22 protein-coding genes are annotated in these 21,123 nt (G+C 59.4%); 12 read left to right on the top strand and 10 right to left on the bottom strand.

The features are described 5' to 3' along the window. Window positions 1–29 precede the first annotated feature (29 nt). Window positions 30–962 (bottom strand): hydantoinase/oxoprolinase family protein, encoded by a 933-nt coding sequence (locus tag CUJ86_RS04005; protein ID WP_130646288.1) that lies wholly within the window; start codon window positions 960–962, stop codon window positions 30–32. Continuing rightward, complete coding sequence (locus CUJ86_RS04000) at window positions 959–1,843, bottom strand: ATP-grasp domain-containing protein (protein ID WP_130646826.1); 885 nt, start codon at window positions 1,841–1,843, stop codon at window positions 959–961. Before CUJ86_RS04000 ends, CUJ86_RS04005 begins: the two co-directional genes overlap by 4 nt. Window positions 1,844–2,050: 207 nt before the next feature. On the opposite strand from CUJ86_RS04000, the gene surE reads away from it, so the two are divergent. Both surE and rpiA read left to right on the top strand, forming a co-directional pair. Next, window positions 2,051–2,830 carry a 5'/3'-nucleotidase SurE gene (gene surE, locus CUJ86_RS03995; protein WP_130646287.1) on the top strand — a complete coding sequence of 260 codons (780 nt, stop codon included), beginning with the start codon at window positions 2,051–2,053 and terminating at the stop codon, window positions 2,828–2,830. Window positions 2,831–2,875: 45 nt separating this feature from the next. Continuing rightward, complete coding sequence (rpiA, locus tag CUJ86_RS03990) at window positions 2,876–3,574, top strand: ribose-5-phosphate isomerase RpiA (protein WP_130646286.1); 699 nt, start codon at window positions 2,876–2,878, stop codon at window positions 3,572–3,574. Here the strand turns inward: rpiA and CUJ86_RS03985 are convergent. The 3 genes from CUJ86_RS03985 to acs form a co-directional block, all read right to left on the bottom strand. After that, entirely contained in the window at window positions 3,564–3,938 is a 375-nt protein-coding gene (locus CUJ86_RS03985) for an ArsR family transcriptional regulator (RefSeq protein WP_130646285.1), read from the bottom strand. The two genes, rpiA and CUJ86_RS03985, sit on opposite strands and share 11 nt — an antisense overlap. A gap of 220 nt (window positions 3,939–4,158) precedes the next feature. Beyond that, window positions 4,159–4,719 (bottom strand): TATA-box-binding protein, encoded by a 561-nt coding sequence (locus tag CUJ86_RS03980; RefSeq protein WP_130646284.1) that lies wholly within the window; start codon window positions 4,717–4,719, stop codon window positions 4,159–4,161. A 42-nt stretch (window positions 4,720–4,761) separates the two neighbouring features. Then, complete coding sequence (gene acs, locus CUJ86_RS03975) at window positions 4,762–6,657, bottom strand: acetate--CoA ligase (RefSeq protein ID WP_130646283.1); 1,896 nt, start codon at window positions 6,655–6,657, stop codon at window positions 4,762–4,764. Window positions 6,658–7,118: 461 nt separating this feature from the next. Between acs and CUJ86_RS03970 the strand changes: the two genes are divergently transcribed. Beyond that, window positions 7,119–9,182, top strand: coding sequence for an acetate--CoA ligase family protein (locus tag CUJ86_RS03970; RefSeq protein ID WP_130646282.1), 2,064 nt, complete (start codon window positions 7,119–7,121; stop codon window positions 9,180–9,182). A gap of 411 nt (window positions 9,183–9,593) precedes the next feature. On the opposite strand, the gene putP is transcribed toward CUJ86_RS03970, so the two are convergent. Both putP and CUJ86_RS03960 read right to left on the bottom strand, forming a co-directional pair. Continuing rightward, window positions 9,594–11,087 (bottom strand): sodium/proline symporter PutP, encoded by a 1,494-nt coding sequence (putP, locus tag CUJ86_RS03965; protein WP_130646281.1) that lies wholly within the window; start codon window positions 11,085–11,087, stop codon window positions 9,594–9,596. A gap of 605 nt (window positions 11,088–11,692) precedes the next feature. After that, window positions 11,693–12,007, bottom strand: coding sequence for a transcription factor S (locus CUJ86_RS03960; protein WP_130646825.1), 315 nt, complete (start codon window positions 12,005–12,007; stop codon window positions 11,693–11,695). 128 nt (window positions 12,008–12,135) lie between these two features. Here CUJ86_RS03960 and artA point away from each other — a divergent pair, with 128 nt between their 5' ends. Beyond that, a complete protein-coding gene (gene artA, locus CUJ86_RS03955; RefSeq protein WP_130646280.1) occupies window positions 12,136–12,942 on the top strand; it encodes an archaeosortase A in 807 nt (268 codons plus the stop codon). On the opposite strand, the gene CUJ86_RS03950 is transcribed toward artA, so the two are convergent. Further along, window positions 12,914–13,546, bottom strand: coding sequence for a CDP-alcohol phosphatidyltransferase family protein (locus CUJ86_RS03950; protein WP_130646279.1), 633 nt, complete (start codon window positions 13,544–13,546; stop codon window positions 12,914–12,916). The two genes, artA and CUJ86_RS03950, sit on opposite strands and share 29 nt — an antisense overlap. A 102-nt stretch (window positions 13,547–13,648) precedes the next feature. Here CUJ86_RS03950 and CUJ86_RS03945 point away from each other — a divergent pair, with 102 nt between their 5' ends. Both CUJ86_RS03945 and sppA read left to right on the top strand, forming a co-directional pair. Further along, window positions 13,649–14,332 carry a RibD family protein gene (locus CUJ86_RS03945; protein ID WP_130646278.1) on the top strand — a complete coding sequence of 228 codons (684 nt, stop codon included), beginning with the start codon at window positions 13,649–13,651 and terminating at the stop codon, window positions 14,330–14,332. Between the two features lie 4 nt (window positions 14,333–14,336). Continuing rightward, entirely contained in the window at window positions 14,337–15,119 is a 783-nt protein-coding gene (gene sppA, locus CUJ86_RS03940) for a signal peptide peptidase SppA (protein WP_130646277.1), read from the top strand. On the opposite strand, the gene truD is transcribed toward sppA, so the two are convergent. Further along, window positions 15,116–16,387: a tRNA pseudouridine(13) synthase TruD gene (gene truD, locus CUJ86_RS03935; protein WP_130646276.1), complete on the bottom strand. Its 1,272-nt coding sequence runs from the start codon at window positions 16,385–16,387 to the stop codon at window positions 15,116–15,118. The genes sppA and truD overlap by 4 nt on opposite strands. Beyond that, window positions 16,384–16,746: a peptidyl-tRNA hydrolase Pth2 gene (pth2, locus tag CUJ86_RS03930; protein ID WP_130646275.1), complete on the bottom strand. Its 363-nt coding sequence runs from the start codon at window positions 16,744–16,746 to the stop codon at window positions 16,384–16,386. The genes truD and pth2 overlap by 4 nt, the downstream gene beginning before the upstream one ends. A gap of 80 nt (window positions 16,747–16,826) precedes the next feature. Between pth2 and CUJ86_RS03925 the strand changes: the two genes are divergently transcribed. The 6 genes from CUJ86_RS03925 to CUJ86_RS03900 are packed head-to-tail and all read left to right on the top strand — an operon-like array spanning window position 16,827 to window position 21,039. Beyond that, window positions 16,827–17,984, top strand: a complete 1,158-nt coding sequence (locus tag CUJ86_RS03925; RefSeq protein ID WP_130646274.1) for an NAD(P)/FAD-dependent oxidoreductase — start codon at window positions 16,827–16,829, stop codon at window positions 17,982–17,984. A 52-nt stretch (window positions 17,985–18,036) separates the two neighbouring features. Continuing rightward, window positions 18,037–18,675: a cobalt transporter CbiM gene (gene cbiM, locus CUJ86_RS03920; RefSeq protein ID WP_130646273.1), complete on the top strand. Its 639-nt coding sequence runs from the start codon at window positions 18,037–18,039 to the stop codon at window positions 18,673–18,675. Beyond that, on the top strand, window positions 18,672–19,010 hold the full coding sequence (locus CUJ86_RS03915; protein WP_130646272.1) for a PDGLE domain-containing protein: 339 nt from the start codon (window positions 18,672–18,674) through the stop codon (window positions 19,008–19,010). Before cbiM ends, CUJ86_RS03915 begins: the two co-directional genes overlap by 4 nt. 32 nt (window positions 19,011–19,042) lie before the next feature. Beyond that, entirely contained in the window at window positions 19,043–19,876 is an 834-nt protein-coding gene (locus CUJ86_RS03910; protein WP_130646271.1) for an ATP-binding cassette domain-containing protein, read from the top strand. Next, window positions 19,873–20,685 carry a cobalt ECF transporter T component CbiQ gene (cbiQ, locus tag CUJ86_RS03905; protein ID WP_130646270.1) on the top strand — a complete coding sequence of 271 codons (813 nt, stop codon included), beginning with the start codon at window positions 19,873–19,875 and terminating at the stop codon, window positions 20,683–20,685. Before CUJ86_RS03910 ends, cbiQ begins: the two co-directional genes overlap by 4 nt. A 45-nt stretch (window positions 20,686–20,730) precedes the next feature. Further along, the gene (locus tag CUJ86_RS03900; RefSeq protein WP_130646269.1) at window positions 20,731–21,039 is read left to right on the top strand and encodes a hypothetical protein; all 309 of its coding nucleotides are present in this window, start codon (window positions 20,731–20,733) and stop codon (window positions 21,037–21,039) included. Window positions 21,040–21,123: the final 84 nt, after the last annotated feature.

Here is a 21,123-nt window from a genome sequence, read left to right as displayed (position 1 = left end):
CAGGAGGGAACCCGTCAGCAGCAGAATGCTCAGGAGGAGGCGGTCCGTCTCGCCACCTCCCTGACGGCACAGGCGGGGAGGGCGTCGGCCATCCCGCCGAGGTCACGGTTCAGGTTCACACTCCCCAGGATCTCCGTAAAAAGGGTGGCCCCGATCCCCGCACACACGACCTCCTGTGCGCCGGACCGCTGCATGCACTCGCCAACGGCGCGGAGGATCATCCCCTGCTGTGCGGCGCAGAACTGGATGGCGATGCCTCGTGCGGCCTCCTCGCCGATCTCCTCGAGGTCAGAGCAGACCACCCGCGCAAGTCTGCGCAGCGCCGCCTCCATCGTCACGGCGCCGCCATCCGGTGTGGCCGAGGTGTAGTCGGCGGCGTCGATCTGGCCGAGCACGAGATTGGCATCAGCGCTGCAGGCAAAATATTCGGTCGAGACCGGCGTGAAGATCCCGTTGATCTCGGCCGCCCGCAGGATCGTCGCCACATTCGTCCTGAGCATGCCGGTATAAACCAGATAGCCCTTCTGGAGGCGGAGAAGATCGGTGAGGCCGAGGAGGTCGTCAAACTGGCCGAGGGGAATGATATCGGCGGTGGTGCTGCCTACATCGAGGAGGACGGCAGAAGGATGTCGTTCCCGGAGCCAGTCGGCGGATGCAAGCCAGTTTGCGGCGGCAAGTTCTGGCACCGGACCGTCGTGGAAGCGTCCGTCCGTGCCGTAGAAGAGCGCATCCGGAAACTGTTCCCTGACCGCATCCACAATAAACCGAATTCCCTCGGCCTTGCAGGCAAAGGAGTCGGCGAGTTCGCCGCTCATCACCACAGCGGCGTTCTCACCCCTTCCCGCATAGGCGGAGAGGAGATCGGCGAGCGGCGCTTCCGCCCAGAGAGGGCAGTAGTGGATATGGGCGCCGCCGTCGTCCACCACCTTCAGGTTCGCCCCGCCCACATCGATCCCGATCACAGGCGCACCACCTGCCCGTCCTTGTCGAAGCGCACCCGACCGTTGAAATGCACCCGCTCAGGAGGTTTACCATATGAGGCGTCCACAAGAATAGCGGCGATCTCCTCCTCCATGCAGGCAGCGATCCCGGCCATGCTCGTTGTCGGGCGGGGGTTGACATCGACGACGTACGGCCGGTCGGCAAGCACGATATCCACGCCGGTATACCCCTGACACCCGAGAACAGTTGCAGCCCGGACGGCGGCGTCCACGATCTCATCGTGCCGCGGGTGTTCGATCGGCGTCTCCCCGCCGGCATAGACGAACACACCGTCCTGCAGGCTGACCTGCTGGCGGTTGACGGCGAGCACCAGGGGTGCGGCGCCCGAGTAATAGAGACACGCCTCCCCGACGATCCTGCTCCCGACAAGGCTGACCGAGAGGTGCTCGCCCTCGATATACTCCTGCCCGATCTCGCCCGCGGCCGGGGCCGCTTCGGAGAGGCGGACACCATGCGCCGCACACCCGTGCACCGGTTTGATCACCTTCGTACCGGTCGCTTTTTCGGCCGGGGTCGGTATGCCGTGGGAGGCGAGGATTTGTGCGGTCCGCTGTTTGTTTGCACAGAGGGCGACATTCATTGAGCCGCAACCGATATTGTGGGTGCACTCCTCCACTGCCCGGGTAAGGGACGCGAGGATATCATCGGGAGCGATGACCAGTCCGACATCACAGGAGGGGGCGCGGGTCCGGATCTCCGCGGCGAGATCGCCTCCCTCCGGGGTGACGACCTCATATCCGCACCGCGTAAAACTCGCCGAGAGCACATCCAGCATGGCCCGTCCCTCCACCGCAAGGTCAGGATCATGGAAAACCGTATATTCCGCACAAAATGCCCGCATTCTCCTTAGTGTTGGCCCCGCCGTCTCTTGTAGATATTGGTCTGCCGTACAGGAGGGGCGCTCCCTGCCCGACCAGGGCATCACCGGCTGATCGATCGTCTCGACCGTCCTCCTGTGCCGCAGGAACACCGGTCTTCTGCCCCCGGCCTCTCCCAAACCGTTCAAACAGTATTATCGTGCCTGCAGTCTCACCCATGCGGTAGGACCATGCGACCGAAGATACTCCTCACAAACGACGACGGGGTCTATTCAAACGGGATCTGGGCGACCTATCAGGCGCTCTCCGGTTTTGCAGATGTGACCGTTGTTGCTCCGGCCACCCAGCAGAGTGCGGTCGGGCGCTCGATCTCCATCTTTGAACCGATCCGTGCGACCAGGATCGCCGTGGACGGAGCTCCGGCGTGGTCGGTCGGCGGGAAACCGACGGACGCCGTGATCATCGGGCTCTTTGCCCTGGACCTGAAGCCAGATCTGGTGGTGAGCGGGATCAACATCGGGGAGAACCTCTCCTATGAGTCGATCATGACCTCGGGAACGGTCGGAGCGGCATTGGAGGCCTCGAACCATGGTTTCCCCTCCGTCGCCTTCTCCCTGCAGGTCTGGGATCAGGGCGACAAGTTCGACGACCCCCGGCACTGCGGGAGCAGTTTCGATGAGGCAAAGCGGATCGTCCGGGATGTCTGCGAGCGCCTGATCGCCCGCGGCTTTCCCTCGCACGCCGATGTGATCAACGTGAACATCCCCTCCCACGTGCAGGGAGGGTATGAGGTGACGCGCCTTGCCCGTAAGCTCTTCCACACCGGGGTGGAGCGGCGCCTTGATCCGCGTGGACGGCCGTACTTCTGGATCAACGGCCCCCTCGTTGAGGATGCAGAGGAGGGCACTGATGTCCATGCCATCAGGAAGGGGAACATCTCCGTCACCCCGATCACCCTCGACTGCACCGCCGGAGCGGCGGGTGCCGACCTCTCCTCCCTCTTTGAGTAGGGGGCGGCACACCTTATCTCCCCGCGCTCACATACCTTTTTTCAGATGAGCAAACAGCACAACCTTGAAGCAAAGCGTATTGCAGGCTATGCTGCAGCAGAACAGGTGCAGGACGGCATGGTGGTGGGCCTTGGCACCGGTTCGACGGCGCAGTATGCGATCCAGAGGGTCGGGGAGCGGATACAGGAGGAGAGGATCGCGGTCACCGGTATCCCCACTTCCTACCAGTCGGCCCTCCGGGCACGGGAGGCGGGCATCCTGGTGGTGGACCTGCCCGGCGTCTCATCGATCGACCTGACCATCGACGGCGCCGATCAGATCGATGCCCGCTTCAACCTGATCAAGGGGGGCGGTGCGGCGCATACGCGGGAAAAATGCGTGGCAGACGCCTCCGAACGTATCCTGATCGTGGCGGACGCAACAAAGGTCAGCGAGTGCCTCACGGCGCCGGTGCCGGTTGAAGTGGTGCCCTATGCGACGGTCGGTGTCGGGCGGCACATCCGTGCCCTGGGCGGCGAACCGGTGATCAGGGAGGCAGTCAGGAAAGACGGACCCGTGATCACGGACAACGGCAACTTCGTTCTCGACTGTGCCTTCGGCACCATCAACGAACCTGCAGCCCTGGCGGCACGCCTGAACGCCATCCCCGGCGTCCTGACATGCGGGTTGTTCACGGAGTATGCGGAAAAAATAACGGTTTTGATCGGGGAATCAGAGGGGTGCCGGACTCTCACTAGGAGATGAGGCCCCTCGCCTTCTCGATCAGGGCGAGCTGGTTGTCGACCTCTTTTTTCTTGTTTTTCTCGATTATATCGATGATATCGTTGATCGGTTTCGCGAGCGAGTAGATCTTCACCGGGCGCCCTTTACTCTCAGCCTTGCTCTCGCGGGAGTTGATCCATTTCTTCTCCTTGAGGAAGCGCATTGCAATGCTCACTTCGGGCTGTCTGAGGTCGGTGCCGCGCTCGATCTCGCGCGAGGTGGCCTCGTCGGTGTTGGCGAGATACACAAGAACCTTGGCGACATTGCGCTTGATGCCGATATCCATGAGCAGGGTGGCGAACTCTTCTTCTCGTTGTGTAAAGTACAGGACTTCTTCTGCTTTCATCGTAGTCACCCGGTTATCACATATTATGTTAATATCGGTAATATAAGAATATTATCAAATGATATAATTTTTATCTGATGAGACATTCAAAAGACCTTCGGGGTATTTCCAACCCATGATGATGGAGGTCTCAGAAAAAAGCGCCGTATAGCGCCTCAATTGCTGATGGACCCCGGTCACCTATCTAATATATTGTTTCTATAATTAAAAAAGGTATCATTCAGAGGAGGCCAAGGTTGGAGAGATCGGTGATGATCTTTCGGACAGCGCCCTTCGCATCCTCGGGTTTCTTGCCGCCGGTGATGATCAGTTTGCCCGATCCGAAGAGGAGGACGACCACCTTTGGTTCTTCAAGGCGGTAGACCAGTCCGGGAAACTGCTCGGGTTCATATTCGATCCTGTCGAGGTTGAAACCGATGGCGATCTTGTTCAGGTTGATTGGTTTTCCGAGGTCCGCGGAGGTGACGATATTCTGGATGGTATAGGTCAGGTGTTCATCGATCTCGATACCGAGGTCACGGAGCTTCCCTCCCAGGATCTCCAGGCCGCGGTTGAGGCTTTCGACACTCTTTGCACCGGTCAGGACGACCTTGCCTGACCCGAAGACCAGGGCGGCGATCTTGGGATCCTGCATCCTGATAACAACGCCGGGAAAACGCTTTTTATTATAGTCGGCCCCCTGGATCCTGGATGAAATGGCAGGAAGATCGAGAGAATCGGTCACTTTCGCAGAAGCAACAATATTTTCTATCTTCAGGGATTCCTCCGGGTTACCTTGCATGTTTATAAAAGACGTAAAAAAGGTATATAAAGCGTTGGGTATTCAATCCTCAAGTGTCGATGTATCGCCGGGGTCCATACCAAGTTCCTGGGCCTTGAGCACACGGCGCATGATCTTCCCGCTCCGGGTCTTGGGGAGGGAGTCCATGTACTTGATCTCACTCGGCATGGCGATCGGACCAACCGTCATTCGCACATGGTACCTGAGGTCAGACTTCAGGCGATCGCTCCCACCGTAACCATCCCTGAGGATGACGAATGCCTTGATCTGATTCCCTTTGACCGGGTCGGGGACACCGATCACCGCCGCCTCGGCAACCGCTTCATGGGAGACAAGGGCGGACTCCACCTCGGCGGTGCCGATATTGTGACCGGCCACGATGATCAGGTCGTCGGCCCGACCGATGACCATGATGTTCCCGTCATGGCCCTTGACCGCCAGATCGGTCGCCGTGTAGAGGCGGTCGATGGTGGTCCAGTACTGCCGGTAACGTTCGTCGTTGTTGTAGACGCTCCGCATCATCGATGGCCAGGGGTGTTTGATGACGAGGTAACCACCGTTGCCGGGTTCGACCGGTTTCCCGTCCATGTCTACGACGTCTGCCATCACACCCGGAATCGGCTTTCCGGCGAATCCGGGGCGCATGGGCTCTCCAACCATCGTGGTGATCATGTGCATGCCGGTCTCGGTCTGCCACCAGGTGTCAACGATGGGGCAACGGTCCCTGCCGATATGGTGATAGAACCATTCAAAGGCCTCGGGGTTGAGGGGTTCGCCCACCGAAGCAAGGATCCGCAGCGAACTGAGGTCATAGCGGTCGGGCCAGTGTTCGCCGACCCGCATGAACATCCTGATTGCCGTCGGCGCTGTATAAAAGACGGTGACGCCATAGTCCCGGATCAGCTTCCACCAGATCCCCGGATCAGGGAAATCAGGAGTTGTTTCAGTCAGGAAGACCGTTGCCCCATTGAGGAGGGGCCCGTAGACCACATAACTGTGTCCCGTGATCCATCCCGGGTCCGCTGTGCACCAGTAGACATCGTCGTCCTTAATATCAAGCACATATTTTGTGGTATACTGGGTGCCGACTGCATACCCGCCGCAGGCATGGATGATCCCCTTGGGAGATCCGGTCGTCCCGCTGGTATAGAGGAGGAAGAGCGGGTCTTCGGCATCCATGACTTCGGGTTCACAGGTGTTGGATTCTTTCTCCAGAATTTCATAGAAATCGAGTTCGATCTCGGAGTGGAGTTCGACACCCGGCGTACTCCGTCGGTGGACGATGATCGCCTCGACGGAGGGAGCATTGACGACCGCCTCCTCCACAATCGGTTTGAGCTGGATCTCCTTGCCGCGACGCATTGAGACGTCCGAGGTGATCACCACCCTGGATCCCGAGTCACGGATCCGCTGATTGAGGGCGTGAACGCCGAATCCGCCAAATACCACTGTGTGGACGGCGCCGATCCTGGCACAGGCGAGCATAGCGATGACCTGTTCAGGCACGACCGGCATATAGATACAGACACGGTCCCCTTTTTGCACTCCGATCCGCTTGAGAGCATTTGCAAAGGCGCATACGTTCCTGAGGAGCTGGCTGTAGGTGTAGGCCTTCTCCTCTCCCTGTTCGCCTCGCCAGAACAGGGCGACCTTGTTTGCCCGCCCGTCCCTGACATGGCGGTCAATGCAGTTTGTGGTGACATTGAGTTTTCCGTTGAGGTACCAGCGGCAGTACGGGAACTCCCATTCCATCACCTCGTCAAAGGGTTCGAACCATTCGATTTCCGCCGCCCGCTCCTTCCAGAACAGCAGCGGATCGTTGAGGAACCTCCGGTAGACCTCTCCATAGTCACCAATCCACGAGTGTTCCCGGTAGCGGGGATCGGGATGGTAGTATTTCGGGGTCTCCAGGGGTACAGCAAAATCCTGTTCGGTCATGGTCCCTCCTATTTTACACGATCAATAGTGATGGTTTATTAAATATTTTGTGGTTATCCAAAAATATCGGCTTAATGCCCAAAATAATGGATTATTTTCGCTTATTGGCGACATGACGAATTGTCATTATTATCAATGAAGAATCGCGCAGACCCCATAAAGGGCGTGATTTCTCTAAAAAAGTCTGATTCTAAAAAATAATACGAAAATACACCCACTGAAGGAGAAAGAAATGGGATCGGAATTCGGCAATTGACGACATCCCCTTCAACAAATTCAAAAAGACCATATAGGGGCGAGTCCGACTGTATGATAAGCGTCCACGTGTGCACCACACGGATGGATGACAGCACTACTCTCATCTGACCCCGTTGCCCCCCTTTCCGGAGATTTTAGAGAGAACCGGTACATTTCAGGCACGAGAGGTCAGGTATTGTTGCGGTAATAGTGAGGTTAATCGAATGGCAAACAGAATGTTGAGCGAGGCCGAGGGGTATGAACTCCTCCAGAACTATGGTGTACCTACCCCCGCATTCCAGATTGTCACAGGCGCCGATGAGGCCGCAAAGGCGGCCGCAGCGATCGGCTATCCTGTCGTAATGAAGATCATCTCACCCCAGATCGTCCACAAGAGTGATGCCGGCGGTGTCATTGTGGGCATATCAGGGGATGGCGAGGCAAAGAAAGCCTTTAATTCCATTGTCAAATCAGCAAAGGAGTACAACCCGGATGCGGAGATCACCGGTGTCATCGTCGAGGAGATGGCACGGCCCGGCCTTGAACTGATCCTTGGCGGCAAGACCGATCCGGCGTTCGGAAAGGTGATCACCTTCGGCATGGGCGGGACGCTCGTCGAACTGATGAAGGATGTCACCCTCCGGATCCTCCCGATCCACGATCACGAGATCCGGACCATGGTAAAGGAGATCAACGCCTATCCGCTGATCGCCGGTTACCGGGGCATGAAGGCAAAGGACGAGGAGGCGCTTGTCGAGATTCTCACCGGCATCGCCCGTTTCTTCGAGGAAAACCAGCATGTGATGGAGTTCGACATCAACCCGCTCCGTCTCTATGAGAGCGGCGCCTGCGCAGTGGACGCACGGATCATCGTCGACGACGACTACCGCCCGCCTGGTCGCAAGCAGAGAAAACCCGTTCCGCCCGAATACTTCACCCCGCGCTCGGTGGCGGTCGTTGGGGCCTCCTCCGACCAGAAGAAAATGGGGTATGCGGTTCTCCACAACCTCCTCCACTTCCCGGGCCAGATCTATCCGGTGAACAACAAGCGGACCGAGGTCCAGGGGCTCAAGGCCTATCCGACCGTAACCGCCATCCCGAACCCGGTGGACCTTGCGGTGATCACCGTTCCCGCCGTCCATGTGCCCCGCGTACTGCAGGAGTGCGGTGAGAAGGGCGTACCTCTGGTGGTCGTGATCACGGCGGGCTTCAAGGAGACCGGGCCGGAGGGCAAGATCCTCGAGGACCGGATGATCGAGATTGCCCGCAGTTACAATATCCGCATCGTCGGCCCCAACTGCCTCGGGCTGATCGTCCCGCCCCGCGGGTTGGACACCACCTATGTCCACCAGTCGCCCAACCCCGGCAATATCGCCTTCATCTCGCAGAGCGGCGCCATCATCAACACCGTCGTGGACTGGAGCCTGACCCAGGACATCGGGTTTTCGGCGGTCTTCTCGGTGGGCAACCAGGCCGATCTCGATTTCCTCGACTATCTCCGGTTCGTGGAGCAGGACAGGAACACCGAAGCGGTGATCCTCTATGTCGAGCAGCTCAACGACGGTCGGGAGTTCATGGAGGTCGTTTCTGAGGTGGCAAAGAAGAAGCCGGTGGTCGCCATCAAGTCCGGGTCCTCGACGAAGGGCCAGCAGGCGGCCTCATCCCACACAGGATCCCTTTCAGGCTCCTATGAGGTCTATATGGAGGCGTTCCGCCGCTCGGGCGTCATCCCGGTCCGGGCGCTCCGCGGTGCCTTCGAGGCGGCCGAACTTCTGGCGGCGCCGAGCGGTTACGTGAAGGGCCGCCGGGCGATCGTGATCACCAACGCCGGTGGGTTCGCCGTTCTCTCCTCCGACTACGCCGAGATGTACGGTATCGAGCTCATCGATCTCCCCGAGGAGATCATGAACGAACTCAACGAGTTCCTCCCCGACTACTGGAGCCACGGCAACCCCCTCGACCTTCTCGGTGACGCCTCAGAGAAGCGGTTTGAGCAGGTCTTCGATGTGCTGGCGCGTCACTCCGACCTCTGGGACATCGCCTTCGTGATCAGTTTCCCCAACCTGGTGCTCACCTCAGAGGGGCTTGCGCGACGGGTGACCGACTTCAGCAACAAGACCGACAACCCGGTGATCGCCACCCTCCTTGGCGGCGAGAGCATGGACGCCGGCATCAAGCTCCTCAAGGAGAACGGCATCCCCAACTTCGACGAACTCGAGCAGACCTTCAAGGTGGTCGGCCGCGTCGTCTGGCAGCGCTGCCGGGCGAAGTCGATCGGGCTGCCCTGATCTACCCTTCACTCTTTTTTTTCCCTGTTGAAACCATTCTGGTCTCCCTGTACCTCTGTTGACAGGGTTTTCTCACCCATTATTCCGCCGCACGACAGGATCCCGTAGAGTTCTGGGGGGAAGGGGCCGCGGACAGGTCGTTCCTCAAGGCTATACGGGGATCGATGAAAGGCCCATTGAACACCATCTTTGGCCCCCTATCCGTTCGATTCGTCCCATCCCTATGCAATGGGGGGAGCACAACCCCACGAACCACCCCGGCAGAGCGGGGATCGGTCTTCCTGTCCAGTCGCAATGGAGACAGGGAGGATAAAAAAAAGGCCACAGGCAACATGGGAAATGCGGCGGATCAACAGAGGCGTGCCGGGAGGGAAACCCCAAGAACAGCGAAGAAAAAAAGAGGAGAATCCTTCAGGCGTCGGACTCCTGAAGCATCCTGTCCGTCTCGTCAAAGACGTCTGTAATGCACTTCTCCGGTTCAGGCGTCAGCAGACTGACGACATAAATCGCAAGCAGCGAGAGGATGAAACCGGGGACGATCTCGTAGAGACCGAAGAACGCAAAATGCTTCCAGATCAGCACCGTGAGACCGCCGACAACGATGCCGGCAAGAGCGCCCTGTCTGGTCGTTCTCCTCCAGAACAGCCCCATAAGGAGGGTCGGCCCGAATGCAGCGCCAAATCCTGCCCAGGCATAGGAGACGATAGAGAAGACCAGGCTTTCCGGGTCAAGAGCAAGCAGGATAGCGACCACAGCAACGATCAGTACAGATAAACGGCTGATCCAGATCAGCTCGCCATCTCCAGCCTCTTTTCTGAAGAATGCCTTATAGAGATCCTGGGAAACGGCGGAGGCGCTCACGAGGAGTTGTGAGGAGGCGGTGCTCATGATTGCCGCAAGGATGCCGCAGAGGATGATCCCTGCGATGAACGAGACGAAAAGATCACCGGTCAACACCATAAACACGGTTTCCGAGTCCGCACCAACCAGGGGCTGTGAGAGGAACACCTTCCCCACCAGTCCAATGGCAACTGCAGCACAGAGGGAGATGATCACCCAGATCATCGCAACACTCCGCGCCTCCCGGATCTCCTCCGGGCGCCTGATGGCCATGAACCTGACCAGGATATGCGGCTGCCCGAAATAGCCAAGCCCCCACGCCAGCAACGAAACGATGGCGATCACGGTCAGTGGATTTCCGTTCTCGTCAAGGAAAGGATTGAGCAGCGCTGGATTGAGCTGACTGATGGCGTCCACCGTCACGCCCGGACCGCCCATGATGAAGCATGCCATCAGGGGGACGGTGATCAGCGCAAAGAACATGAGTGTTCCCTGGATGAAGTCGGTGAGGCATACCGCCTTGAAGCCCCCGGTGAAGGTGTAGGTGACGACGATCAGGGATCCTATCAGGAGCGCGACCGTATAGTCGATCCCGAAGACGGTATTGAAGAGTTTGCCACCGGCAACAAACTGCGCCGAGGTGTAGATCAGGAAGAAGATCAGGATGAATACCGCCGAGATCCCGCCGAGCACATCCGACCGGTCATTGAACCGGTTCCTGAAAAAGTCAGGGAGTGTGAGGGAGTCGTTGGCATTCTGCGTATAGATGCGGAGCTTCTTCGCCACAAATTTCCAGTTGAGGAAGGTGCCGATGATCAGACCGATCGCCACCCATGCTGCCTGCATGCCGCAGACATAGGCGAGTCCGGGAAGACCAATGAGCAACCACCCGCTCATATCGGAGGCTTCTGCGCTGAGTGCCGCCACATAGCGGTTCAGCCCTCTGCTCCCGAGAATATAGTCTGAGACCGTCTGGGTCTTCTGATAGTAGAGAAAACCGATTAAAACCATTGCGCCGAGATAGACGACGAATGCTGCGAGTAGTTCAAGACCGTTACTGAACATGCAATCTCCTGATGAAGCAATTTCCCGAATGATATGCATCCATTTTTATAAAATGCGTCCGGAAAACTGAGATTTCTTGAAAAGGTGCACGTGAACACAATATAAATTGGTCGCATTTGATTCAGACAACATCCACACAAAAGAAGACTTAAAAAGCAATTAAACCAATTTTAAACGCCATTGATGAGCCAATATGGCATTAATATGTCATTTCACCCAATAAAGAGACATTATGACTGCACCCTGCCAATAAAACCCAGATTAAGGCTATTTTAAAGATAAAAATGACATTTATTCAACAAATATCCAATAAAACCATAATTTAAGACGTTTTCAGAAGAATCTTCAATCATGAAGAGGGCGAAACAGGGGGCGGGGCGCAGGAAAGTGCTGAAAGGGGGCTGAAGTAGTTTATTCGGATTGAACCTATTCTGATATCTGCGCCACTCAGCTGCGCTTATCCCCGAACCAACCACATTTTATCCATACGTCTGGATGAATGAGAGGATTCAGCCCCCAGAATGAGTGCCGGAGGGGTGGCGCTCCCCTGCCGGAAGAAACCCCGGAAATATCATCCCCTGACAATATTCAATAAAATGGAGAGATTAATCGTATTCTCTCCAGGTGTGCCCGCATTCCGTACACCTGAAGAACCTGACCTCGCTCTCATCGGCGCTCCTGAGCTGGCGGAGCCACCAGAAGGCGAGGTTGCAGTCACACTTCGGGCACTTGATCTGGATGGTCGGGAGAGTATGAGTCTTTTCATCATCGTCGACGATGGTGATCTCCTTCTCGGTGCGGTAGGTCGTGATCTTCAGGTCGTCTTCCTTCTCGATTGCCTGAATATACCCGCAACGCCTGCACTTCAGCTGTCCTCCCGAGGAGGACATCAGGCTGTTGCATTTCGGACAGAACATCATCCCTTCTCTGTTGGGATGCATCGGTGATTAAGCCTTGTATCCGGGTTAAAATCAGGGGATGCAGGGGATACCGCACAGTTCTGTCCAGGTGAGAACGCTTTTTACCCGACGGGCAAGAGTAGTATGGGATGGAAGAACTCCTCATCTTCGCAGCGCTGGTTTCCTTTGTTGCCTTTCTTATCCCCGGCCGTCACAGCTTCCTTGCTGGCATCGCAGGCTGGGTGTTCATGGTCCTCTTCCTCTTCGCGGAGATCCCCTACTACCTCTCCATCAACAACTTCCTCTACCCGACGCTGGCCGTTGTCTCGGTGCCCCTCGTCTGGGTGACGGCAAAGCGTCTCCGCGAGGGGGATCAGCATGTGATCTACCTCACGAGGGCAGCGGCGGCGGCGTCCCTTGTCTATATCCCCTTCGCCTACACACCCCTCGGTGACTGGCTCATCGGCATCGTCGTCGGCCAGATCGCCTGGTGCCTCACAGCGATGGGCGTTGACTATTCGATGTTCGACTGGAACATGTTCTGGCGAAACGGTTTCAGGGTCGAGATCATCCTGGGCTGCACCGGCATCCAGAGCATGGCAATCATGATCGGCGTCGCAGCCGCCGTCCCGACCACCCTCCGCCAGAAACTGGCCGCCATCCTCCTGATCGTCCCGACGATCTACCTGCTCAATATCTTCAGGAACGTGTTTGTGATCGTCGCCTACACCGACCAGTGGTTCCCGTACCTCACCGGGATCGCCGGCAACGGGGAGTTCGGCTACGAGAGTTTCTTCTGGTCCCACAACGTCCTCTGCGAACTCGGGGCTCTTGTGGCACTGGTCGCCATCGCCTACCTCCTCTTCCAGATCATCCCGTCCCTCGGCCGGACGGCCGATGCCCTGATCGGGATCTACCGGGACGAGATCACGAGAGCGATCCCGAGAGGTAAATGATCCGCTGGATCGCGGAGAGGTTGGTGCACACGGCGATGATGATCACAGCGACCCAGGCATACCCGATCGCCGATCCGATGATGAGGGCGATCAGGGTCTCCGGCCTCCCGAAGAACCCGATCCCCTCGAGGGGATCGTGGATCTTCCCCCCTACCCGGTCGCTGAAGCCGACCTCGGCATAGACAACCGGTTTGATGAAGGTGTTCATCATCGAACCGAAGATGGCGATGGCCACGACCGCCCAGTCTGCCGCCGGCGGGAGCGGTGTAAACCCGCTGACGATGGCGATCCCGGAAAGACCGACACCAAGCAGTGCCAGGGCGTCGACATACTTGTCGAATACCCAGTCAATCACCGCCCCGAACTTCGTCTGGCAGCACTTCTTCCGTGCCACCGTGCCGTCCACCAGGTCGAGGATGGCAGAGATCAGCAGCAGCACCGCCCCGGGCAGGAATAGACGATATGCAAACGATACCGCGCAGAACACCCCGAAGAGGAGGGACAGGTAGGAGATCTGATTCGGGCTGAACCCCGCCCTGATGAAAAAATCAGCAATTGGCTCGAGTTTTGAGATGAGCCGGGGCCTCAGCGCCGTAATATTCATACCAGATACAAGGGGCGGCCATGTGGATAAGGATTGCTTTGCGTCGCCTCCACCCTCCGCAGATCCCCTTTTAAATCACCGGGTTGATATATCCCATGGATTATGTCTGATAGAACAATACGGCCGCATGTGCTGATGATGTCGGAGATCACCGTCGACGGCAAACTCACCCTCAGGCGTGGGGCCTCCAGCAAGATCCTGATGAAATATATGGCGCATGAGACCGAGCTCCTCCTCCACCGCACGAGGGCCGAATGCGACGCCATCATGGTGGGATCCAGGACAATCGCCATCGACAACTCCTTTCTGACGGTGCGGCACGTCCCGGGAAAGAGCCCGATCCGGGTGATCCCCTCATCCATGGCAGAGATCTCCCTCGATGCCAACGTGCTCAAGCCCGACGCCCAGACAGTCATCGCCGTTTCCCGCGCCGCTCCCGCGGATCGAGTGGCGGCGATCCGCGACCGCGGGGCGGATGTCGTCGTCTGCGGCGAGAACCGCGTGGACCTCGTCGGGCTGATGCGGATCCTCAGGGAGGACTACGGGGTCGAACGGATGATGATTGAGGGCGGTCCGACCCTGAACTGGCATATGCTCAGGCACCGCCTTGTCGATGAGATCAGGCTCATCCATCTTCCCTTCATCGTCGGCGGGGAGGACACCCCCTCACTGGTGGGCGGGATGCATATCGAGTCTGAGGACGAGATGATCCGCCTCAGCCTCCAGCGCCACTACCTCTGCGGGACGAACCTGGTGACTGAATACGCCGTCTGCTACGGAGAATAACCTGATGAGCGCCCTCCTCGAACAGATCGAGCGGGCCCAGCGCTGGCGGCGGATCCGGCGTCGGCTTGGCGTGGTCGTCCTCGTGCTGATCGTCGCTATAGCCGGGATCGCCACCTATATCCTCCTCTCGCCCGACGGGGTCAGTGATGTCGCCGTCATCCGCATCGATGGTGAAGTCGTCACCGGCGACTTCTCCGGCGGGGGATATGTCGGGAGTGAATATATCGGCCGTGAGGTGCGGGCGGCTGCCGACGATCCCCTCACCCGTGCGATCGTGCTGCGGATCGACAGCCCGGGCGGAAGTCCGGCAGGTGCGCAGGAGATCGTCCGCGACCTTGAATATGCCCGCACCAGAAAACCGGTCGTCACCTCGATGGGCGACCTTGCGGCCTCTGCCGGCTATCTCATCGCCGCCCACACCGACCGGATCTATCTCTCCCCTGACACCATCACCGGGAGCATCGGGGTGATCTGGCTCTTCCCGGACGAGAGCGAGTGGATGGAAACAGAGGGAAAACGGGTCGAGGTTGTCAAGTCCGGCGACCAGAAGGATATCACCTCGCCCTACCGCCCGCTGACCGACGACGAGCGCCTGTATGTGCAGGCGCTCGTGGACGAGAGTTTCGAGGACTTCCTTGCCGACGTGATCGAGCAGCGCCCGGTGGAGCGGGCCCAGATCGAGAACGCGCGCCTGATCAGGGGGGAGGAGGCGGTCCGGATCGGGCTTGCAGACGAGTACGGCAACCTCTTCGACGCCATTGAGGGAGCCCGGAACCTGTCCTCCTAGATCATGGCGCGGGGGTCGGCCTTCATGTATTCCCGGCAGATGGTCGTGGCATAATGGCCGGGGGGGAGACGGAAGGAGAGGCAGATGTCCTGTCCCGACACCCCGGCATCAATCTCTGTTTTTACGGCGATCGGCCGCAGGGCGCCATTGTAGCGCAGTCCCACAAACTCTGACGCACGCCTGAAATCCTCTGCCCCGATATCGTCCTCATCGAGGAGGGCCGCCATCCTCTCGTCACCGGCCCCGGTGCCGGACGTCGGTTCAGACCCGGGAATGAAAAGTGCGATTGCACACCGACCGCGGGCGATATGGATCGATACCACACGGGTGTTCACCGCTGTGACCACGTCCTCCCGTCCGTTTGCAAACAGCAGGCGGTCTCCGGGGAGGGGTTCGTCGAGGCCGGCACCATCGGCGCACCGCATCGAGAGGACGCGGTTGAACAACCAGGACTGATAGGCCGAAACGAACATCGAGAGCAGTTTCGGCGGGAGGTTTTTCAGCGCACCGGAATAATCGTCCGGGCGCTCGGCGAGTCCGGAGAGCACGGAGCGCTCGAAACCCAGGTGGCGAGGGAGGGCGGCGATCGTCGCCTTTGCATTCCGCTCCTCCAGAAATGCCGTCCTGATCTCCCTCACCGACTCCTCCTCGTCCGGGCAGGCGAGGCCGATGTAGGTGAGCGCCGCCCCCTCATAGTCTCCCCGCAGGATCTCCCTGCCGACGAGGTGGGTGACCGGGCGGACGACACCGAACCGCTGCAGCCCGAAATAGTTCGGGAAACCCCCCGCCGCCGCCTCCGTGCAGGACTCGACCGTCCGCTCCAGATCAGGTCCGTCGCAGTCGTGGATGGCGATCCGGAAGCGGTTGCCCGCCAGGTCCCCGAGGCTGAGCTGGTGCTGTCTCCTCCCGACCGGTTCGATCTCCATATCTCGGATGGAAAGCGCCCTGACGGCCGCTTCGTCCACATTGTAGATGGTGATCGCCTGCGTGGTGAGGGCGTTCTTGTCCTTGGTGCCCGCCCAGGCAATCCGCCGGTGGGAGATGCCGAGCGCCGCTGCGATCGATTTCATGGCGTGCTGGTGCTCCCAGTTCCGTTTGGTCAGGCGGCAGAGGAGATAGGGGCCGCTCTCCCCCGCGCCGTCCTTCGGGATCTCCTCAACGACGAAGTCCTCCGGGCTCTGCCTGAGCACGCCGCCGGCGCCGGGAGTGTCGGTGGCGTACCAGCCAATCCCGAGGTCTGCTTCGAGGGGGTAGGGCGTCGGGATCATAGGAGCTGGAGGCCCCCGGTGATCCGGTCCAGGTCGTCGCTCTTTGCCGGCCCCAGGCCAAGGGCGGTGATGGTGCCGGGCGGGATCTCGGTGAGACCCGCGTCCTGGATAAGCGAACAGGAGATCCCGGCCATCTCGGCCGCCGCCTTCAGCTCAAAGAGCGGGCGCTCGCCGTTCACCTTCAGGACGACCTTCTTCTGCCCCTCGGACATCCATGCCTTCTTTACATCCTTTGCCGCATGCTCATAGGCGCCGATGGCGGCGTGGGCCACCTGTGCGCACTTCTTGCCGCAGCTCATTTTTATATCGTTTCTGATGATCAGGCACTGTTTCCACCTGAACACGGGCTCGTCCCTCATCCCCCTACTGTTGGGCGGTGCGGGACATAAGGGAACGCCATCGGGAGGTTGATGTAGGGGCGGAACCGATACCTCTCTGGATGTACGATGTTGCGGTGGTCGGCGCCGGACCGGCGGGATCGGCGGCGGCCGGTGCGTGCGCAGAGGCCGGACTCTCGGTCGTCTGCATTGAGGAGCATGCAACACCCGGTTTTCCGGCCCAGTGCGCCGGTCTGCTCTCATCTGCGGCATTTGCAGAGTGCCGGGTATCCGAACGCCCGGTCCTGAACCGGGTCACCGGCGCACGGATCGTCTCGGATCTGGGGTCGCACCTCGAATTTGATGCCGGCACCACGAAGGCATATGTGGTGGACCGAACCGCCCTCGATGCCGAGATGGCCGCGGCCGCCGCATCGGCGGGGGCGGTGTTCTGGCCGAAGACCACCGTCACCGGCATGGCAGGCGGGCACCTCTCCACCTGCGGCGCTTTCGGGCGGCGGGAGGTGGAGGCGAGGATGGTGATCGCCGCCGACGGACCGCGGGGCGGCATCGCCCGGATGCTCGGGATGAAGCGTTCGCCCTACTATCTCTCCGGCATTCAGGCAGAGGTGCCGCTCAGCTGCGAGCAGCACCTCGTCGAGATCCATCCCGATGCCGCTCCACAGTTTTTCGGCTGGGTGATCCCGTGCGGGGAGGGGCGGGCCCGCGTCGGCCTCTGCGGACTTCGTGATGTAAAACAGGATTTTTTCCGGTTTGCCTCCCCCTACCTCCGGGGCTGCACCCATCTGGTCACCGGCACCATCCCGCTCGGCCCGATGCCGCAGACCTACGGACAGCGGACACTGTTTGTGGGGGACGCCGCCGGTTTCCCGAAACCCACGTCGGGCGGCGGCGTCTATACCGGCGTCAGATCGGCCCGCCATGCCGCTTCCGTCGCCGTCGCCGCCTGTGATGCCGACGACTTCTCAGATGAATCCCTCTCCGCTTACGAGCGCCTCTGGACAGATGATTTCGGCAGAGAACTCTCTCTTGGCATGCGGTTCTGGCGGCTCAGGCAGGATCTCTCGGCCGAAGATATCGACCGCCTCCTCACGACCCTGTCCGATCCCGCGATCCGGGACCAGATCATCCGCTACGGCGATATGGACCGTCCCGGCGTCCTGGCACGCCGCCTGATGAGAAACCCGCGGTTCCTGCTCTCAGTCAGCGCCATCGCCGGCACATCGATACGGGCGTTTTTGAAAGATCTTATCTCTTGAATGAATTGGTAACACTTATATTCAAAAAGGTGTTATCCTCAGCTGAGAAACCATGCATATACCTGATGCGTTCATCCCTATCGGGCAGGCGGCTGTGTACTGGCTGATTGCCCTTGTTTTCATCGTCCTGGCCCTTCGCTGGGCGCGAAACGAGCTCGATGAGGAGAAGGTCCCCCTCGTCGCCGTGCTTGCGGCCGGTATCTTTGCGATCCAGGCCTTCAACCTGCCGGTCGGCATGGGCACGAGCGGGCACCTTGTCGGCGGTGCGCTCGCCGCCATCCTGCTCGGTTCACCCTATGCCGCCGTATTTATCCTCACCCTGGTGCTGCTGGTGCAGGGTATCGTCTTCGGCGACGGCGGCATCACCACGATGGGCGCGAACATCGTGAACATGGGCGTGATCGGCGGTTTTGTCGGGTATTACACCTACATGGGGCTGAAAGGCGCCGTCAGGAACACCTACCTCGCCGCCGCCGTCGCCGCATGGTTTGCATGCTTCATCCCGGCTCTTGCAGCATCGGTAGAGATGTGGATTGCCGGAACCTTCCCCCTGGTGCCCGGTCTCATTGCGATGGGCACCTACCACGCCGCCATCGGCATCATCGAAGCGGTGATCACCGCCGGCGCCATCTACCTCATCACATCCGCCCGCCCCGACCTGATGAAGAGTACCGGGGAGGTATCGGCATGATGGAGACACGCCAGTTCGTGGCAATCGGACTTGCGCTCGCCCTTGTCATCGGCGTTGCCGCAGTTTTCCTGGCATCCGGCGATCCTGATGGTCTGGAGTCCACGGCACTCTATGTCCAGGACGAAAAATCCCTGACCGGACCCTCGCCCGAGGACGGCGACCCGGAGGCCGTCGGCCACGAGGGGGGCATGGAGTACGCGGCACCGATGCCCGACTACACGATGGGCGATGAGGCAGGAAAAACCGGCGAGGTGATTGCAGTCGTCGCCGGCACAATCCTTGCCCTCATCATCGTCTTCGGTGTCGGCAGACTGGTTGCCGCCTCAAAACACTGACTCTTTATCCTTTTTTGGAGAAACACACTCTGATGCACATCATCGAGACCCGCAACCTGACCTTCTCCTATCCAGACCGACCTCCGGCCCTGCGGAACGTGGACTTCATCGCCGGCAGGAAATCCAGGATCGCGGTCATCGGGGCGAACGGGGCGGGCAAGAGCACCCTGTTCAAACACCTGAACGGCCTCCTCCGACCGACCTCAGGGGAGGTGCTCATCCGCGGGGAACCGATCACGAAATCGAACCTCCGGGAAGTGCGCAAGATGATCGGCATCGTGTTTCAGAACCCCGACGATCAGGTCTTCTCCCCGACGGTGGAGGCGGATATCGCCTTCGGTCCGACCAATCTCGGCCTCGACGAGGAGACCGTCCGGCACCGCGTCGAGAGTGCGATCCGTCTGCTCTCCCTGGACGCACTGCGGGATCGTCCGCCCCACCACCTCTCAGGCGGGGAGAAAAAACGGGTGGCAATCGCCGGAATACTTGCAATGGAGCCCCAGGTGCTTGTCCTCGATGAACCGACCGCCGGGCTTGACCCGCAGGGCGTCGCCGACCTGATCGGGTTCGTGAACACCCTCCCGGAGCGCTTCGGGATGACGGTGATCTTCTCCACCCATCACCTCGATCTCGTGCCCGAACTTGCCGATTATGTGTATGTGATGGACAGCGGAGAGGTCGTTGCCCATGGAACCGTGCCCGAGATCTTCTCTCAGGCCGAACTGCTGGAGCGCACCCGCCTCGATGTTCCGACACTCCAGCGGCTGATGCGCTCGCTGCGCGGGGCAGGCGTTCCGCTTGCCGAGGGCTACTCCTATGATGAGGTGGAGGCGGCATTTCTCGACGCCTATCGGGGATCGCAATGATCGAAGAACTCTTCTCCATCGAGGGGACGGCGCAGGGCACCAGCAGGATTCACCGTTGCGACGCCCGCGTCAAGATCCTGATTGCCCTGGTCGCCATCGTGACCGCCGTCGCATTCCCGTACACCACGGCAGTCTACCGGTTCGGCATCGTGATGATGATCTTATTCGCCGTTCTCTGGGTCTTCTCCGACCTCTCCCCCCTGGTCTATCTCAAGCGTTTCCTCCTGATCCTGCCCTTCGGTTTTTTCCTGATATTTTTCCAGATATTTTTCCAGAACCCGCATTATGACGAATTTCATGCCCTCTTCACCCTCCCCCTCGGCATCGCCGTCTATGCCGAATCAGTGGAATTCGCATCCATCCTGGCTGTGAAATACCTGGTCTGTATATCTTTCATCATCCTCCTCTCCTCCACGACGACGATGCAGGCGATGCTCGAGGGTGCGGGACGCCTAGGACTCCCGCCCGAATTCACCCTGGTCATCGGGATGATGGTCCGCTACCTCTTCGTCTTCGGGCGGATGTACCTGCGGGTACAGGCGGCACTCTCGACCCGGTGCTTTGATTCCTTCGACCGGTCCCTCCCCCACCGCTACCGCCTGCGGATGCTCGCCTACACCATCGGGACGATCTTTCTCAGGTCGTTTGAGCAGGGGGAGCGGACCTATACAAGCATGCTCTGCCGCGGCTACGGGAAGGACTCCCACCTTTTCGTCAGGAAAAAACCCCTGACATACTCAGAACGTGCGTTTCTCACCATCAGCCTGATATCTATCCCGGTCATCGCACTGGCGGCATGGCTGCTCTGAGCGGGGCGTGAGGTCTATATAGCCGGATGACCTTTTTTTCCATCTATGGAGAGCAAATTTGGCAGGGGTTTTATCATACCCCTCGTCGCCCTCAGCAGGCACTTCGCCCTCCCGCCCGAGCAGGCGTTCTATGGCGCGGCCGACCATCTCGACGAACTGGTCCTCCCCGAGCAGTTTGCAGACACAAAAATCGCAACACTCGTCGAACAATTGCGAAAGCGCGTGATCTGGCACCAGCCCGGCACCATGGACAGGGAGGACTTTGCCGAGGCAAAACGGGTGCTTGAGAAACTGCTGGTGGAGATCGATCGCAGCCTCGGCATAGCGGATCCGCAGATCGGCACCTATGAGTGATCGGTCCGGATCCCATGTACCTTAAAGAGGTTTAAGAGGTTTCACGACGATAGTAGGGTGTGAACCCACGTACTTTTTCGTCCC

The organism is Methanofollis fontis (genome assembly GCF_004297185.1).
In the GTDB taxonomy this organism is placed as follows: domain Archaea; phylum Halobacteriota; class Methanomicrobia; order Methanomicrobiales; family Methanofollaceae; genus Methanofollis; species Methanofollis fontis.
Note: the sequence above shows the minus strand (reverse complement) of the source record. Positions and strands in the feature narration are given on the sequence as shown.

Coding starts and splice junctions, on each gene's coding strand:
- CUJ86_RS04000 (WP_130646826.1), bottom strand. CDS start 1,843: ATGCGGGCATTTTGTGCGGAATATACGGTTTTCCATGATCCTGACCTT.
- surE (WP_130646287.1), top strand. CDS start 2,051: ATGCGACCGAAGATACTCCTCACAAACGACGACGGGGTCTATTCAAAC.
- rpiA (WP_130646286.1), top strand. CDS start 2,876: ATGAGCAAACAGCACAACCTTGAAGCAAAGCGTATTGCAGGCTATGCT.
- CUJ86_RS03985 (WP_130646285.1), bottom strand. CDS start 3,938: ATGAAAGCAGAAGAAGTCCTGTACTTTACACAACGAGAAGAAGAGTTC.
- CUJ86_RS03980 (WP_130646284.1), bottom strand. CDS start 4,719: ATGCAAGGTAACCCGGAGGAATCCCTGAAGATAGAAAATATTGTTGCT.
- acs (WP_130646283.1), bottom strand. CDS start 6,657: ATGACCGAACAGGATTTTGCTGTACCCCTGGAGACCCCGAAATACTAC.
- CUJ86_RS03970 (WP_130646282.1), top strand. CDS start 7,119: ATGGCAAACAGAATGTTGAGCGAGGCCGAGGGGTATGAACTCCTCCAG.
- putP (WP_130646281.1), bottom strand. CDS start 11,087: ATGTTCAGTAACGGTCTTGAACTACTCGCAGCATTCGTCGTCTATCTC.
- CUJ86_RS03960 (WP_130646825.1), bottom strand. CDS start 12,007: ATGATGTTCTGTCCGAAATGCAACAGCCTGATGTCCTCCTCGGGAGGA.
- artA (WP_130646280.1), top strand. CDS start 12,136: ATGGAAGAACTCCTCATCTTCGCAGCGCTGGTTTCCTTTGTTGCCTTT.
- CUJ86_RS03950 (WP_130646279.1), bottom strand. CDS start 13,546: ATGAATATTACGGCGCTGAGGCCCCGGCTCATCTCAAAACTCGAGCCA.
- CUJ86_RS03945 (WP_130646278.1), top strand. CDS start 13,649: ATGTCTGATAGAACAATACGGCCGCATGTGCTGATGATGTCGGAGATC.
- sppA (WP_130646277.1), top strand. CDS start 14,337: ATGAGCGCCCTCCTCGAACAGATCGAGCGGGCCCAGCGCTGGCGGCGG.
- truD (WP_130646276.1), bottom strand. CDS start 16,387: ATGATCCCGACGCCCTACCCCCTCGAAGCAGACCTCGGGATTGGCTGG.
- pth2 (WP_130646275.1), bottom strand. CDS start 16,746: ATGAGGGACGAGCCCGTGTTCAGGTGGAAACAGTGCCTGATCATCAGA.
- CUJ86_RS03925 (WP_130646274.1), top strand. CDS start 16,827: ATGTACGATGTTGCGGTGGTCGGCGCCGGACCGGCGGGATCGGCGGCG.
- cbiM (WP_130646273.1), top strand. CDS start 18,037: ATGCATATACCTGATGCGTTCATCCCTATCGGGCAGGCGGCTGTGTAC.
- CUJ86_RS03915 (WP_130646272.1), top strand. CDS start 18,672: ATGATGGAGACACGCCAGTTCGTGGCAATCGGACTTGCGCTCGCCCTT.
- CUJ86_RS03910 (WP_130646271.1), top strand. CDS start 19,043: ATGCACATCATCGAGACCCGCAACCTGACCTTCTCCTATCCAGACCGA.
- cbiQ (WP_130646270.1), top strand. CDS start 19,873: ATGATCGAAGAACTCTTCTCCATCGAGGGGACGGCGCAGGGCACCAGC.
- CUJ86_RS03900 (WP_130646269.1), top strand. CDS start 20,731: ATGGAGAGCAAATTTGGCAGGGGTTTTATCATACCCCTCGTCGCCCTC.